This window comes from Collinsella sp. HCP28S3_E9, assembly GCF_052065455.1.
Lineage (GTDB): Bacteria > Actinomycetota > Coriobacteriia > Coriobacteriales > Coriobacteriaceae > Collinsella.
In genome coordinates, this window is sequence record NZ_JBQHTZ010000008.1 from 98,720 (window position 1) to 115,124 (window position 16,405).

The window sequence follows — 16,405 nt, forward strand, 5'->3', positions numbered from 1 at the left end:
TCTAAATATCCCCTCGGTTCTCAAAATCCGATTCCCAGTAGTTAAAACCGCGCAGGTAGGCGGTCTTTTCGTAACACAGGCAGTACTTGGAAACCGCCGTAAGCTCGGCCGCGCCCGGCGGCACCATATCGCGCACCAGCTGCGGACAAAACTCGGTAAACTTGACCTCCATCACCAGCTTGCCGGGCTCCAGCACGGGCAGCGCGGGCAAGGTCGCGTCAAAGATGTCAAAGCTACCCACCGCGGCACGCACGTTCATGTCAAACGTAATGCGCACGGTGCCCTCATCCATCACCCACGGCTCGCGCTCGTAGTCCACGATGGTCCGCGGGCGCATCATGTTGCAGATACACTCGATGTAGAACTCGCGGCAGAGTTGGTGCGGGCTCCTCAGCAAAAAGCCGTAGTCGCCAGCCAGGATCTGCTCAAACTCGCCGCGCGTGAGCGGCGCGTCCTCCTTGTAGATCCAACTGCCGTACTTCTTTTTGCGCTCGAGCTTAATCACCCTGTCGCTGCCGTTATAGATGCGCACGCGATACTTTTTGCGCATGAGAATACCGGCGTCTTTTTCCTCGTAGGCCGAGTTGCAGTAGTCGTCAAAGTACAGGCTGCGAATGGTGTAACCACCCGAGCGCGCATGCTTGTCCAGTTTAAAAACCGGCGCCATGCGACAGGCAAGCGCGGAGTGCTCGCCCTCGTTAATGAGATATTTGAGCTCGTGGCGATAACGCTCCTGCGTGGCACGCGCAGGCGGGGCCGCCAGGCGCTCAAGCAACGCGCTAGCCCTCCTCATACGTGTCCTCCACGACCTTACCGCCGTCTTGCACGTAAAAGCACTTCATGCCGTACTGCTTGCCATCGTCGGTCACATAGCAGTCAAACGCATCTTGCGTATAGCCGTCGGAGTTGGTGGCACGCACGCGTACAAAATACTGACCGGTATCGGGCGCTTCGCACGTCACCTCAGGCAGCAGCACGTCTTCGGCCTTAAAAAGCACGTCATTGATGGCGTAGTCGCGCGCAAGCTCCACGGTATAGCGAATATCGCGCGCCTCAAAGTCGTACGCGGCATCCCAGTTCACACGCAACTTGCCGTTTTCAATCTGCGGCACGCCAATGTAGAACGGCATGGGCTTTTTATAGCTTTCGCAATAGCTCTTGTAGTTCTCCTCGATCTCGGAGGGAATCGCCGCGGCGATCTGCTCGTATTGGTCCTTGGTGACAGGCAGATTGTCGATATCGGGCGAGGCAAAGACCAGGGATTCGGTAACCTCACGGTAGTGCTTGATCATCCTGGCCAGACGTTCCTCGGTCAAATACGAGCGCAAGTCCTTGACGGCACGGTCGAGTTCGCTGCGGAACGACTTGCTGCGCAACGCGCGGTTAAACAGCACGTTGCCCCAGTAGTTGCTCACGCCGCGCTCCCAGCTCGCATAATCCGAGAACCCCGTCAGGCTCAACTCGAGCTTGCGCAGCATGCCGTCGTTATCCCAATCCAGGATGTACCAAACCTTGGAGTTAAGCGGGCTGTACAGATAGCAGTTACGGTTCTGCGTGTCGCAGTTGCCCGTCAGAATCTGAAACGCCAGCCAATAGACCAGGTTCTCGGTATCAAAGTAGGTGTCGAGCACGTCATCGATCTTTTGCGATTCGTCGTTGAGCGCATCGAGCATCTCGATGAGCTTGGTGTGGTCCGAGTCGCCCTTAATCTCGAGCATGCCCTCAAAAGCCGCCTGGTTATAGTCGGGGTCATCGGTGAGCTTAATGGTGTCCTCAAAGCGATGGAAATCGAAGCTGTTCACCTTATACAGATGCCCGCTCTTATCCAGACCGTGGGCCTTGAGCGCCGTCTTGTTGAGCTGCTCGACCTGCGTAAACAGACCGTAGTCTTCAAAGGTGTCGTTGGATTTTTCGGTCTGGTCGCACACCCATAAGTGCACAAACTGCGTGCGCAGGCCCATCATCTGGGGAATGCCACGGATCAAATCGTAGGCCATCTTGTTACGAAAGCGCATGCCCTCGCCCATATGCTTGTTGAGCGCAATCGCGCGCTGCTGACGCCACGTGCCCTTGCCCTTTTTGAGCTCCACCTTATAGTTCTTTTGCGTATAGGTACTCGACGTCTGACCGCGCACTTGCACGGTGGCGTTGGGAGCCTCCTCGCCATAGCCCACCTCGCCAGCAACGGGGCCCTTATCATCGCCTGGCTGCAGCAGGCCCATAACCTGATAGCGTGTCACGCCCATGTCGGCATAGTCGTAAACCGAGTACGTATTAATCTCGGCCCAGCTATGATCGGTGTTCTCGGAGCTGTTGCCTCGCGAGACCGTTAGGTACATGGTCACAATGCCCGAGTCGTCGTAGACCTCGTACAGTTCGTCCTTATCGCGCAGGTGCTTGGCCTCTCCCGAGGTCTCGGCCTTGTTAATCTTGCCCTGCTTCTTGGCCTTTTTTGTCGAGGATTCGTCCTGCGCAGAGCAGCCCGAAAGCAGCAGTGTGCCGGCAGCCGCCTCAATCAAGCGGCGACGCGATATCATCCTATCGGTCATCAGGACCTCCCCAATGGTTGCGATACACACGGACCACCGTGCGTTCAAACGCGCCATGTGGCTCGCCCTTATGGCGGGCTTCCTCATAGCGCCGCTCGGCACGGTCGAGCAAGCGGCCCAGCTGTGTAAAGCGACCCGTCTTGTCGGTCGCCACCATGGGCTGTTGACTCAGAATACGATACGGCAAGTTGGCAGTATAGGTATCGAGCCGCAGCAGCGCCACGATAAAAAACACCGCCGCACCCAACAAAAAGCCAAAGCCGTAAAACTGCTGCGGCAAAAGCAGCGACACGGCAGTCGCCAGCCCCGCCACACCGGCAAACAGGCCCGAGGCCAGCACGGCCCCCTTGTAGTCGGTAAAGTACAGCAAGACGAGCATCACCGTATTGCCCACGGCATACAGGCCATAGCCCACGCATAGCGTGCGAAAATACCCGTGCATAAGACTGTTAAAGCCCAGCGGCAGGGCCGAGAGCACCGTGGTCTCGAGCGAAATGACCGCCGCCGTCACAAACAGCTGCTTGAGCGCGCAAAAGCGCAGTTCGCTGTTGAGCGTGGAGAGCATCTCCTCCTCGGCCACCACGATGTCGCCCACTACGCCGCCGTCGTTGAACAGGCTGTAGTAGTCGCGGTAGCGCGGATAAAAGTTGACCTCGACCGAGACCACAAAGTTGACGGTCGTGACCAGGATCGTCAAAAACGCGATGAGCGCCGGAACATCGTGGTAGGGCGCGCCATAAAACAAGCCCTTGACCTGCACGCCAATGGGGCCGGCCCAAATAATTACCAGGTGCGCAAAGAGCCCCAGGTTGGTAAACAGGCCCGTGAGCGCCAGCGGCATAAACTGATCGAGCCAGCGCAAAAAGAGCCAGGGGCTGCGGTCACTCTGCGGAAAATACCGGTACAGCAGCACCACGTCCCAGGCGAGCATGACGCCGTAGCCCAGGGCGATTGATGCCAGTAGGCCCTCGACCGGCGGCAGCCCCAGCGCCAGCGCAGCCAGGGCGCACAGGCACGCCACGCCAATGGCAGCCACAAAGCTGCACAGAATGCCACGGTAGTCCTTAATAGCGGTGAGGTAGTTCATGCCGTTCCAGTTGACGATCATAATGTTGAACAGCCACAGGCACAGCAACCCCTGAAGCAGCGTGGCGCCCGAAAACAGCAAAAAGACGCCGTAGAGCGCCGTGCCCGTAACCAGCATGATGGCGTTGGAACCCCAAAACGAGGGCAGAATCTCATCCTCGCGCTCCGCAAACAGCATGTCCGCCAAAAAGCGCGTGACCGGCATGGAGAAAAAGCTGGTGAGCGTAAGCGACGCCAGCAGCGTATAGGTCACCATGCACACCAGCAAATCCTGGTTGGCGCGGCCCACACCCCACAAACCGCACAGCACCAAGATACCCACCTGGAGCAGCACGCCCAGCAGCATGGGGCCCGTGCACACAATGCCGGCGTAGCCGTAGGCGCGCATCGTGGCAAACAGACCCTTGCGTCTAAACAGGCGCTTGAGCTCAAAACCGATTCCGGCCACCGGCTACTCCCCCTCTCTGGGCAAATCATACGCACGCGCTGTCTCGTCGTACAGCGCGCGATAGTTGGCGAGCATCTGCTCGTGCAAAAAGTACGTGGCAACGCGACGCTGGCCGCGCTCCCCCATCTCAATGCGACGGGCACGGCTTGCGCACATGCGCTCCATGGCATCGGCCAGGCCCTTGCGATACATAGGCGGCGTCACAAATCCCGCCACGCCAAAGTCGTCGCCCGGGGCGCCTTCGAGCAGCTCACGGCAGCAGCCCACCTCGGTCGTCACACAGGGACGACGCGCGGCAAGCGACTCCAGCACGCTGAGCGGCTGGCCCTCGGAGATGCTCGTCAAAATGGTAAAGTCCAGCTTTTCCATGTACTCGACCACGTTGACGCGGCCGGTAAAGATCAGGTCGCGCACGCCCAGGGTATCGACCAGCGCATGGCACTCGGCGCCGTACTCCTCGTCGTCCACGCCGCCCATGATATGCAGGCGCACCTTAGGGACGCGCTCGTGCAGCTCAAAGAAGGCATAGATCATGGTCTTGACGTCCTTGATGGGCGCCAGGCGCACCACCGCGCCAATGTCAACCCAGCCGTCATCGGGCTTTAAGGGAATGTCCTTAAAGCGGTCGAACTGAATGCCATTGGGGATGACCAGGCATTTATCCGCATCGCAGCCCATATCGATCTGCGTATTGCGGGCATTGTGAAACAGGCTCGTCACGCGAAAAGCACGACGGTAGATCTCCTCCGAAAGCAGGTAGAAAAAGCGAATCCAGCGGTCCTTAAACGACGGCACCACCCAGTCGGCGCGAATAATCTCTTCCTCGCGCTCGCGCGTGTAGATGCCGTGCTCGGTGAGCAGCACCGGCGCATGATGAACGCTTGAACCCAAGCAGGCGAGCAGGCCGCCGTAGCCGGTCGAGATGGCGTGGTACACATCGGCCACCGGCACCTCGCTGCCCAGCAGGTAGAGCACGGGCAGCAGCATGGAGCGCATGGTATGGAATGCGTCGGCAAAAGGCGTGTAGGGGTACTCGGCCAGGCACACGTCGCGAAAGATATCCATAAACGTGCGGCTCTGCAAAAACGAGAGCGGATGCACGCGACGACGCTGGAAGATATCGAACAGCACGTCCCAATCCGGATTGGAAAGCGACACCAGGCGGCGCAGCGCCTCGCGCTCGCGGTCGTTAAAGTCCGCCTCTTCCTGCTCGCCCGAAAGGCGCAAGGCGTCGTCCAGAAACACCTCGTGTACCTCGACCACGTTACCAGGCAGCTCGTAGACAAACTTGCCGCGGTCGGCCGCATGCGCGCCAATCACCCACAGCACAAACTCGTGCTCGGGCATGGCCTGTATATAGCCATGCATCCAGGTGGACACGCCACCGTGCACATAGGGATAGCAACCTTCGAGTACCAAGCAGATTCTCATTTGTCGCTACCCTCCTTGCGCGCAATGGTCAACGTCTTGTCCGTAGCTTTGACCAGGTACAGGTCGCCCGTCAGATGCGTAATCTCGCCGCCCGTGACTGCACCCGGCTCGCCGTTATTGGCGCGGAACATGAGCCACGCCTCGTCGTGAAAATTGCTCAGGTTGAGCGTCCAGGCATCCGCATCTGTATCCACGCTCACCGTCACGGACGAAAAGCGCTGGATGGCGCCCGAGCATTCCGAGCCGGTCTGGCGACGCAGGTCGGGCGCAGACTTGGTAAGCCAGTCCAGGTAGTCGGTCAGGCCGCCCTTATAGATCTCCCAGCCTTGCCTGGCGCCGCGATCGGGATCGAGCAAGTCGTCCGGGTGCATAAAGTGCGTACTCACATAGTGCATGTTGAGCTCGGACACGGCAGCCAGGCGCATATAGGAATCGTCGACCATGCCGCCCGAGACAATACGCGGCTGCTCCACGATGCCATCGCTCGCCACGCTAAACTCCTGCGCGTACGGCAGGTCGGTGCCATCCTCAAAATACGTACTGGCGATGGTCTTAATGCGCGGCACGTCCTCGCCAATAATCTTGCGAGCGCGGGCCGAAAGGATGTTTGACGGCGGCACGTAGACCGAACCGTGCGCGTTGGGTAGCACCTCGTCCTGAAAGGCGATAAGCTCGTTGAGCGATGCAACAAGCGTCTCCTTGTTCTTCCACGTCTTGTAGTCGTACAGCGTGCCATAGTCGGTGTCCCAGAGCGCCAGCGGCTGATGGTTGTAGCCGTGAAAGCCCAGCTCTCCGCCCATCTGCAGCAGCATGCCGCCAAAGTAGCGAAACTGCGTGGTATCGGCCTGGCGCGCGGGCTCGGTCTGGTTGACCGCGTCCTCGTAGTTTTCGATCATCACGCCGGTATAGCGAATGCCGTATTTTTGCGCGAGCTTTTGTAGATCAGGCCACCAGACCTTGGCATAAAAGTCGGCGATGGAAAGCCCGTAGTCGCGCTTGATGTAGGTGCCGTCGCCCGAGGGCACGGGGCTGGGAAAGTCATCCAGATAGAAGACGGCGCTGTTGATGACCGGGTAGGCCGTGGCATCGCCGAGCAAGCTGATCGCCGCGGCGTAAAACCCGCGCATGACCTTGCTGTAAATGCCAAAGTTGCACACCACGGTATGTCCGCTGCCGCAATCGCTCGACCAAACAAGGGGCGTACCCGTATCGCCGGTTTTGGCCCACACGTGCGCCGTCTCGCGCAGCGAAACCAGCAGTGACGATTTAAAGGGGTCCGATAACTCGTAGCGCTGGCCACCACCGATCATAAAGTCCTTGCTCGGGACGATACTTTCTGCCGTGGTGTACTCATATCCAACGGTATCGATGCCAAACTTGGGTGCAACGGCTTGAATATAGCCGGAGTTCTCCGGCGTCATACCCAGCATGAGCGAGCCGCCGGCATTCACCCAGCTCATCAGGTCGGTGAGGTGCGTACCGAGCCCATCGAGCGACGGCATGAGCAAAATCACGCGATCGAAGGACGTCAGCGAGGGAATGGCATCCGCGCCGTCCAGGGCAAGGTCCACGTCGCGGTGCGCGATCTTCATGTCGAGCAGAATCTGGTCGAACTGCTCCTTTACGTCCTCGACGCCCGTCTGATCGGAATCGGTAATGACCAGGCACGTGGGCTTTTGACCAAATATTGCCGAGGAGGCCGGCACCGCATCGTTGGCGGCAAGCATCCCCAGCTTATGCTGGCCCGCACTGTACTGCACGCCGGCACGCTCCACCAGCAGCACGGCGGCCATGGCAATAAAGACCGCCCACACCACGAGCAGGCCCATCCAGCGAAAATGGCCCGCACGGTCGCGGATATGCTGAACCACGCTCATCGGGCCTCCTCCCCGTCGCGCCAAAAAGCCAGCTCCTCGCGGTTGGCGGCGCTCAAGTACACATGCTGTTTGTCGATCGCATCGATCACGCGGTGGACCTCGTCACCGTCGCGGCGCATCACGGCCAGGCGCAGGCAAAGCATCCAAACCTCCTGCTCCTCGGGCGCGTCGAGCACGAGCTGGTCGGTCACGGCCTGCGCCTCGTCGATCTGTCCGACATCGGCCAGCGCCGTCGCATACCGAATACGCAGCTCAAAGGTGTCCTCGCGCTCGCAGCGGCGCGCAAGCAGACGTGCGTACTGTTGACGCTGAATCTGAGCCACGCGCCCCTCAGCCAAACCCGAGTCTAAATACTCACCAAGAAAATCGCAGTATTCGTTGAGGTTTTGCGCGCTCGGGTCGGTCTTAAAGGCGCGCTCCAGCTGCTGCAGTTTAAGGTCGGACTCCTTGGAGATCTGCGCCACCGCCGTCGCGGCATAGTGCGCCACTTCAACGTCGTCGTTCAGCTTAGCCGCCTGCAGCTGCGCCAGATACGCATCGGGCTCCTCGGTAAGCATGGAGAGCATGAGGCGGCGCCGGTCTGCAGGGTCGTTGACGATGAGCGCCTCCTCGAGCGGGATCACGCCCGCATCGGCTTCACGGTCGTGCACCAAGATGCTGCGATGCAGCTCGTCGTTAATGCGCAGCGACTCTAGCGTGGCGTCCTTAAGGTCCGCGCCAAACACGGCGCTACGCGTGATAAGCAGCACCACCAGCAGCGGTCCCCACAACGGCACGAGTACCATCACGGCCAGCATATGCCCGCGCACCGGCAGCAGGCCCAACTTCATAAGCGTCCACAACACCAGACAAACCAGCGCATGAATCAGCAGCAAGACGGCAGCAACGACAAGCGAGATCAAGCGACATCCCCCTCACCGTCACCGGTGTCAGCGATGTGCTGCAGAAGCGCCACGATGTCCTCGCCGTCGACGGGCTCCACCGCAATCCGCTTCGCGCTCAGGCGCTCGCGGATAATGGGGAGGTCGCACGCCTTTGCCTGGCGCATAAGCAGGTAAAGCACGTCACCGTCGACCAGGCCCGCCGCATCGCTCTCGCGGATTGCCGACCCAATTGCGCCCACCAGCTCGCCGACAGGCTCCATGCCCGGCACCACGCGCAGGAGCAAAAAGCTGCCCATCTTGCCATCCGACAGCGCCTGCTCGGCCGCGAGCTCTTGACCAAAGGCCGCCTGCTTGAGCACGCACGTGCCATCGACGCAGCGTTTATCCTGCGCCACCGCCTCATAGTCAAAGGCACGGCCCAGCGCGCTTTCGACCAGTCCGCACAAGATGCGGAACAGGTTTTGGTAATAGAGCGTCATTTGGTTCTCGGCCGCACGACGCACAAAGATCAACACGGCGGGCGCCCCGTCGCGCTCGATCGTATATCCAAACATGGGAAGTCCCGGCGTCAGCTCGCGATTGACCCACAGGCTCGAACAACCCTCGCCGCTCAAAAGGGGCGCAAGCTGATCAAGCGAGATCGAGCGCGTGGCGTCTTCGGCAATCACGGGACTCGCCGCCACCAGACGTGCAAACGCCCCGCCCGAAACGTGGTAGATCGTCACCGAATTGTTTTCGAGAATCTCACCCATGAGCTCACAGCACTTGCGGTAGATGTCGCGCGGGTTGAGCACGTCGAGCTCTTGCGTCACGGCAAAGATCTTGCCAAAGCTATCGTGACGCCCCACAATTTGGCGCTTGTAGGTGCGCTTGTCCTCGATAGCATCGTGATAGAGCTGCGTGAGGAATGTATTGCGATTACGCACGAGTTCGTTTTGGTCGCGCTCCACCTTAATGGCCTCGTTGTTGCGCAGCTGCACGTAGCCGCATACGGCACCCACCACAAAGTACGCGATAAACGGCAGCCAGTTGGACGGCTCGTAAAAGAGGCCCTGGAAGGTATAGCCATACTGGGTAAAGTAGCTCACAGCCAACCCAACCGATGCCAGCAGTGCCGCAGCCAAACCAAAGTCCAAGCCATACAGCGTGCCGATGAGCACGACGTAGAGCAGGCGATAATCGAGCACGTTGAGCTGGGCAGATTGCGAGAACAAATACTCCAGCACCTCGAACAGGACCCAGGCAACGCCCGTCTCCAGGCATTTAATAGGCAGCGTGTGCATCTGGATGCGGTCGATAGCGGCGCGCAAGGGGTTGATCTTCCCTGCGCGGCCAGCATCCCAGCGAGCATGAATGGTCGAAAGATCACGAAACGGGTCGTAGCGCTGAAACCAGCCATAGCGAACGCGAACGATGTCGCTGACGGGCAGGGCATAGCCGGCAGAATCGCCATAGGCAACTGAGAGCCCTGGGCACAGTGCCTTGAGGGCCTCGCCCACCTCACCTGACGTGTGATGGAAGGCATCGGCAACATCGAGCGTCTCAAAGGAGGCGTCCCAGCTGTCAAAGATGCGATGCACCAGCACCGCGAGCTCCTCGGCACACAGCAGCGGAAACGGCGCGCCCTCCGCGCCCTGCAAAGCGACCGATCCGGTTGAGCACGCGTCGAACAGCGGCACCAAAAACGGATCATCCAGCGCGGCAGACGCGGTATACAGGAACGGCACGCGCAGGATCTTGGTTTGAAAGCCCTCGCGAGCAGCGTAGTAGCGGCACAGGTCGTTGGCTGCGCGCGCGATAATGCCCTTGCCCGTTCGCCCCGTGGCATCGGCGGCACCCGCGGGCCCCGCCACATACAGCAGCTGGACCCGGCGACCCGCGCACGCACGAAAGACCGAGCGCAGCAGCTCGATATCGCCCACGATATCGGTATGCGGGGTAAGGTAATTGGATAGGTAGACCACGCGGTCGAACTCGTAGGCCTGCTCCAAGTGCTGGAGGAGCTCATTCCACGAGGCATGGGGCGATGACTCGTCGCGGCGCGCTTCCGCGGCAGCGACGACCTTAACATGGTCCCCGGGGAACGCCTTGGCACAAAAGTCATCGTCAACATATGCGGTGTTGCCAACAACCAGCACCTCCATGGCGCACCCCTCCCCTTAATTCCACATTTGCCATAGTCAAACATGCGTATTGTACGCCGTCAACGCGAGCCGGGACGCCTTTAAGGCAGTTTTAAGAACATCTTCAGAGGATGTGGGGGCGACGAGGGTGCTGAATGAGCGCCCAATCCGGAAGTACGGTGAAAATCCGATATCTGCCGACCAGACCCGGGTTTAGGCAGCAGCGGCCTGCGGTTTTGTTGCCTAAAATCGGGCTATGCTCGGCGAGTTTCGATTTTTCTCCGCACTTCTCCTACGCACCGGATTTGCAATAGCGCATCACAATCCGCCAATCGCCCAACCGGAAAGCCAATCCACAGACTCGACTAGCCAACCAGATACGGCCCGATTACATCGAATATTTCGCCCACCTTGGTTGCAGGGTTTTGCGAAGATGGCTTAACGTTACCCAGCCCCCTATGGTATGTGACGAGGCGCCCAGCACGCTGCAACGCCTCGCCTCGTTTGCCGTCCACCACGTCGAACAGCCCTGCCAAGTTCTTGCGGTACTCTATGCCCAGGTCTTTAGACATCGCTTGAGCGAGGCTACGCTGGCACTCTGCAGCCGACATGGGGGCCGTCGTATATCGAAGGTGCAGAAGGGGCCACAGCTCAAAGCAGGGATTCGACCACAGCGCATGGAACGTCCTCAATCCATCGGTGAGCTCGGCGCATTTGCTCTCCATCGCATCAAAATCGGATGCAGGGAAGTCATCCTTATCAAACACGAGCCACACATGGTCGAAAGTCTCAGGAGCATAGCGGCAATGTTCGACAGCGAAGTCAAGCAGGTCGAGCGTGTGTTTGCCCGTTCCCTTAACGATAACGGCAACCTTGCGTTCGTTTGCCGCGCACAAAGCAGCACGCACGCCCTCGAAGTAGCGAGGCTCAGTCTCCTTGCCCTCGGTCACCACGAGGTGGCGCGTCATCTGCACCATGCGCGGGCGAACCTCGCGTTTGCCACTACGCCAGCCCTTCGACTTCTTCGCTGCCATGTTAATCCCACTCCTCGATGCGAGTGAGATACGGGTCGGCACCGTAACGACCAGACAGGTACTGCTTATCGAAAGCAGCATTCTTGCTAACCAAGTTGCCATTTGCCTCGTGGATGTCGGCGAGCGACCACAGTTGGCTCGCCTCCCCCTCACCGCGTGCGGCAAACCATATCTCGTCGCGGCGGAACACGTCGTTTCGCATTGTGGATACGTCCTGGGACGAGAAGATGAGCTGCGCGCCGCTCTTGTTGACCTCGGGATCCTTAAACAACAGAATCACGTAGCGCAGGAGCTTCGGGTGAAGCTTGGCGTCAAGTTCGTCGACCACAACGGTAGCGCCGCGCTCGAGCGCAGTCATCAGATATGCAGCTAGCCCCATGAGCTTCTGTGTTCCGGCTGACTCCTCAGAAAGGCGCAGCTCATAGCCCTTGCCGTCCACCTCGTGCCTCACAAAGACGCGCTGGCCGCGCCATTCCGGGGCCTTCTCCACCCTAAAGCCATCGATGCGTACGTCGACGGCGCGCAGAAAACGCGTGACCTCGGGCGACTCCGCCTCGTCTAGCAATTGCTCGAGCATCCGCTCCAGGTAAGAGCTGTTGTAGTTCAGGAACACGCCATCAAGAAACCAGCTGGCAGCCTCCTTGATCACCGGCGCATCAAAGTTGATGCAGAGAAACGACAGGTACGGCAGGCTCGGGTTGAATCTCGCAGCCGTCACAAGTTTGCGCAGCGTGGGACCGAGCTCGACCTCAGCACCCTCGCGCTCGAACAACATTGCCGTACGCGAAGCTCCCAATTTGCGCCGCCACAGTCCCTCGGACACGATCTCGTCGGCATGCACGGACAGGGCATAACGGTACTCATGCTCGCCCGCGCGGTAGTAGAGCTCGAACTCGGTAGGCTCGAGAGCAGACACATCATCGAACTCGAACGCCGAACAACGGGGTATCGAAGGACGATTGCCCTCTGGCGCATCAGAGCTAGCTGACAGCAATCTGATCGGTCTGGCCACAGCCGAACGAACGTAGTCAAGAGCTTCGAGTAGGTTGGACTTGCCGCCAGCGTTGGGTCCGTACACCGCAGCCACCGGCAGAAAGTTCTGCCCATCGGGACACTCGATAAGGGAGCGCTCAAACTCCCTCATCGGCGTCGCTTGCATGGAAAGCTCCGCCTCGTCGCGATAGGACCTATAGTTCCTGAAGGAAAACTGACAAAGCATCCTCCTCAACTTTCCTTTCATTGTTTTGAAAAGGTATTTCAGAGTTTTTCTTTGATTATAGGATTTAAGTAGGCAAAATCAAGTGCTTAAGGCACCTGAAGGCCTAAGGTGCAAAGAACAGACTGAACCACATAACACGGTAAAACATAGAAGAAATGCAGATAGCGTAGGACAGATTACTCAAGCTAATTTGGCCCTGATGCCCAGGCGCAATATCAGCGATGCAGACCCACGATATTCAGCAGTACTTAAGCGAGCAAATAATCACTCGGTCTAAACCCCGTCTCGATATTCCTCAACAAGACGCTCCAATTTAGACCGATCTCCTGCGATCAGAAAATCCCACAAACCGTCACCGTTCATGAGCATGCGATTAAATGAATCGACTGCAAAATCAGCCAGATGAGAGATGGAAACACAGCGACCCTCTTCCAGTCTTTGTCCAAATACGACAGCATAACGAGGGGTCAATGGGAAGTAGAAGCCGCAAGGGTCTTTGTCGCGTTCCTCCTTCCACTCTGCATGCGCAGGAAGTGACGAGGTTATAAACTCAGAGCCTTCTGGCGCTATATAAAACAAGCAATCCATGTCGAGCAATAAGACAAGTAAATCGTACACTGGCGCGCCCTTATCGAACCTGAACAGCGCTGTATCCAGACAAGCAAGCTCGACAATGGCTTCAAATTCATTCCTATAGCCCGCCAAATCCATTTGAGAAATGTCTTTGTCAGAGAAAAAGGCGCTCGACAACAATTCGACGGAGTGAACGCCAGCGTCACCTCTCATCTTGCTCAACCATTTTGGATTCCTCGCAATGAGCGATGCAAGCAAAAATGCCAGTCGAGAAATCAACGCGACGCACTCTTCACCTTTTGGCAGTTTTCCGGAATCAAGACAACTGAGCAACGATCGGTAGGTAGGTGCAAGATAGTTCTCGATTTTACTAAGACCATCTTCAATGACGCCCTTCTCGATGAATCCGCCATCGCCTTGGGATCCACGTCGCCTGACCTCATAGAGGTAGTTTTCAGCACAAACGTTTTCGGGCTTCGTTCGAAAGACGGGTTTCAACCCACCAGCGTCGCGTCTTACAACGCTGAGATAACCCGAGTCATCGGTAAACGATTTGAGATAAAAACGCGGCACGTAGTGCTGATTCTTAACCCCAGGCATGAGCACGCCCCTCTCCAATTAACAAATCAATCAAGAGCAAGAGTTCCCAGCCGGCGACCGAACTAGCAGCAATGAATCAACCGCAATCGGCTCGGACCTCCTTGATTCTCGCCAATGCGACATCAATGTCCATCGCGGCCAGTTGAGAGCACACGGCATCTAGTGCCACTTTGCTAAAGAATGGAATCTCAGGCCTTACCGCATCATGTTTAGAGATAATCGCAAAAACGACCTGTTTGACCGAATCCCTTTCCAATTTAAAACAATTAGGTTCAATCTTGTCTAGAACAACCTGTGCGCACTTCCTAAAACTAGGATCTGCCTTTACCAAACGAGCCGAGACCAAGCCCTGATTGAACAGATGACTTAAAGTCGAAGAACCTTGATAATGCTTAACGTGAATGAACGTACCGTCTTTACACAAGATGTCACAAAGCTCGACCTGGCTGCCACGACCGCCGTAGTAAATGGTCTTCTTGTCTAGCAACAACTCGGTCGAGGAATTCATCTCCACGACACGTTGGTTATACGGGCCCTCATATTCGCCCTTAAAATATTCTGGGAATTCCGTTGGGTAAAGCGGAATCTTAGAGAAGCGAGATTCAATCGATGATTTGTAGTCACCATCAATTCGATACCATTTTCCATTATTTGCACAGTAACTGGCCCCTTGATATTCGACCTCGCCATATAGGCACTCAGATGCGCGCCATTTATTTATCACCGAGCCCTCTGCCTGTCCAATAACAGAAATACGGGTTTTGCAAAGGTCTTCGTAGCTCTGAGGCAACTTTTCCGGTTCCGGATAGACCATGTCGAGACAAACATCGTCAAGCAAAGATTCCTTTGATCCAACACGAAAGCCTGCGACCGCCTCCCATTCAAGGATTTCCGGCACTGCAAGCCATATATTTTGATCGTGAGCATTAATGAGGCTAATGGCTTTAGAATTCAACGCATCTTCGAGTGACCGCTTGCGCACCGGAACGATTCTGTCGACCCAACCGTATTTAGCCTTATAAGAATCAAGCACATAAACGGCATAGACAGACTTAAGATAGTCTCGAATCGATTCTACCGACTCACCAACACTCAATGCGAGAGAATCCGACCCAGTAATAGATCCAGTTGCAAGCAGTCCATCGCCGCCGCTTACCGTCACTCCTTCCAGCAAATCGCGCTCGACATCAATTTCAAAAGCATCAACTGAAGACGGAAGGGGCATTTGCTCGTCGGTCTTTCGAGCATTACCTGAGACTGCAGTTCGTTTTAGCTTGCGAAGTCCACCATCTATTGCCTGATTGAGTGCCACTTTAAGCCCAAAGCGCTCCTCGACTGTCTCTTTATCCAGCAAAGTAAAACCATAGCCAAAAGAAATGGCAAATAGACGCTCATCGTCCTCCGTCACGGCAACTTGAACCAGATGGAGAGCGCTTGCAGAAGAAGACAGCAAAGTATCGGACTCCAGTTGACCGTCAAAATAATCAATCCATTTTGGCGGATGAGGTTCTGATGGCTTTGTGTAAACCACTGAACCATCTTCTAGAAGGTGCCTATGGATATAGGGGTCATTGGAGTCAACGACGTCACCAATATTAAAACCCTCTTTAATAAGGTAAACCGACATCTTTTGCTTAGCCATAAACATCACCCGTCACGATCGAACCAGACTGCCACCTTATACCCGTGAATAGGCCGATCGAATGCAATGTCTCCACTAAATGTAGAAGGGAGAAACCCTGATTAAACGCTTCGCCGCGTTCAATTAAGACTGAACAAAAGTTGCTCTCACGGCACAAAAGCACCCCAGTTATCGCGAGCGTGCCCTTCACCCGATCGATTTACTGTCTGAGAGAGGAAGCCGACACTCGCAGCCCAACAATGCCCATCCAAACTCTTCGCGAGCGAGGGCTCCCATACCCTAAGACACCGCTACTCTGAGCCGTGCCAGGCGCACGTCAACTTGGCGCGATGGTTTAAGAAATCTCTCTTATTTTGGAACAAAGCACCTGGGCCCGTGCGGCGGCTCAGGACACGCCCACTAAATGAGAGGATAGCACCATGCCGAACGACGACATCGTCTACTTACTGAAGTTCGCGTCCAAAGAGGCATACATCAACGAGCTGATGGACGGGCGCCTCTATATAAACGCAGCGGGTACTACCACGGTCTGCCCGGAGAGCAGGGCGATCCACTAGAAGCGTCTCTGGCGTACGGCATGGGCATCTACGCCCATTGGCTCTTGCCGATATACTGCATGTTCACGGTGCGGGAGAGCGACATTGTTGACAACACTGTCGTGATTTGTTGATGTTCACTAAGAAGTGGTCCGAGTGATCACTGGGAAATGAGCACCGTGAGCACGAAAAATTGAGCAGTTTAAGCAAGACGGCCGCACCCCGGGGACCGGGGGCGCGGCCCTCGCCGTATGGTTTCCCCGGGCGGTTACTTTGGCGAGCCCGCCCGGGAGGTAGTGTCGAGAAAGTTGGTGTAGTGCCCGATCCGAAGCGAGTCGGCCCGGCGTCCCAGAATCTGGAATACGGTTGATATCCTATGCCGCCTCGACCCTGTCCGCAAGCT

12 protein-coding genes are annotated in these 16,405 nt (G+C 57.1%); 1 reads left to right on the top strand and 11 read right to left on the bottom strand.

What is annotated here, in order from left to right:
- Nucleotide 1: 1 nt before the first annotated feature.
- From ACTNA2_RS05525 to ACTNA2_RS05575, 11 genes are all read right to left on the bottom strand, one after another.
- Nucleotides 2-793, bottom strand: coding sequence for a polyphosphate polymerase domain-containing protein (locus tag ACTNA2_RS05525; RefSeq protein ID WP_441048824.1), 792 nt, complete (start codon nucleotides 791-793; stop codon nucleotides 2-4).
- Nucleotides 780-2,549: a CotH kinase family protein gene (locus tag ACTNA2_RS05530; protein WP_441048825.1), complete on the bottom strand. Its 1,770-nt coding sequence runs from the start codon at nucleotides 2,547-2,549 to the stop codon at nucleotides 780-782. Before ACTNA2_RS05530 ends, ACTNA2_RS05525 begins: the two co-directional genes overlap by 14 nt.
- Complete coding sequence (gene pelG / locus ACTNA2_RS05535) at nucleotides 2,539-4,083, bottom strand: exopolysaccharide Pel transporter PelG (RefSeq protein ID WP_441048826.1); 1,545 nt, start codon at nucleotides 4,081-4,083, stop codon at nucleotides 2,539-2,541. The genes ACTNA2_RS05530 and pelG overlap by 11 nt, the downstream gene beginning before the upstream one ends.
- Nucleotides 4,084-4,086: 3 nt before the next feature.
- Nucleotides 4,087-5,514: a GT4 family glycosyltransferase PelF gene (gene pelF, locus ACTNA2_RS05540; protein ID WP_441048827.1), complete on the bottom strand. Its 1,428-nt coding sequence runs from the start codon at nucleotides 5,512-5,514 to the stop codon at nucleotides 4,087-4,089.
- The gene (locus tag ACTNA2_RS05545; RefSeq protein WP_441048828.1) at nucleotides 5,511-7,391 is read right to left on the bottom strand and encodes a DUF2194 domain-containing protein; all 1,881 of its coding nucleotides are present in this window, start codon (nucleotides 7,389-7,391) and stop codon (nucleotides 5,511-5,513) included. The genes pelF and ACTNA2_RS05545 overlap by 4 nt, the downstream gene beginning before the upstream one ends.
- The gene (locus tag ACTNA2_RS05550) at nucleotides 7,388-8,293 is read right to left on the bottom strand and encodes a hypothetical protein (protein WP_441048829.1); all 906 of its coding nucleotides are present in this window, start codon (nucleotides 8,291-8,293) and stop codon (nucleotides 7,388-7,390) included. Before ACTNA2_RS05550 ends, ACTNA2_RS05545 begins: the two co-directional genes overlap by 4 nt.
- Nucleotides 8,290-10,419, bottom strand: coding sequence for a hypothetical protein (locus ACTNA2_RS05555; protein WP_441048830.1), 2,130 nt, complete (start codon nucleotides 10,417-10,419; stop codon nucleotides 8,290-8,292). Before ACTNA2_RS05555 ends, ACTNA2_RS05550 begins: the two co-directional genes overlap by 4 nt.
- A 344-nt stretch (nucleotides 10,420-10,763) precedes the next feature.
- Nucleotides 10,764-11,432: an RloB family protein gene (locus tag ACTNA2_RS05560; RefSeq protein WP_441048831.1), complete on the bottom strand. Its 669-nt coding sequence runs from the start codon at nucleotides 11,430-11,432 to the stop codon at nucleotides 10,764-10,766.
- 1 nt (nucleotide 11,433) lies between these two features.
- Complete coding sequence (locus tag ACTNA2_RS05565; protein ID WP_441048832.1) at nucleotides 11,434-12,651, bottom strand: AAA family ATPase; 1,218 nt, start codon at nucleotides 12,649-12,651, stop codon at nucleotides 11,434-11,436.
- 273 nt (nucleotides 12,652-12,924) lie between these two features.
- A complete protein-coding gene (locus ACTNA2_RS05570; RefSeq protein WP_441048833.1) occupies nucleotides 12,925-13,824 on the bottom strand; it encodes a DUF4238 domain-containing protein in 900 nt (299 codons plus the stop codon).
- 76 nt (nucleotides 13,825-13,900) lie between these two features.
- Nucleotides 13,901-15,466 carry a DUF6119 family protein gene (locus ACTNA2_RS05575; protein WP_441048834.1) on the bottom strand — a complete coding sequence of 522 codons (1,566 nt, stop codon included), beginning with the start codon at nucleotides 15,464-15,466 and terminating at the stop codon, nucleotides 13,901-13,903.
- Between the two features lie 419 nt (nucleotides 15,467-15,885).
- Between ACTNA2_RS05575 and ACTNA2_RS05580 the strand changes: the two genes are divergently transcribed.
- Nucleotides 15,886-16,023, top strand: a complete 138-nt coding sequence (locus ACTNA2_RS05580) for a hypothetical protein (protein WP_441048835.1) — start codon at nucleotides 15,886-15,888, stop codon at nucleotides 16,021-16,023.
- Nucleotides 16,024-16,405 lie beyond the last annotated feature (382 nt).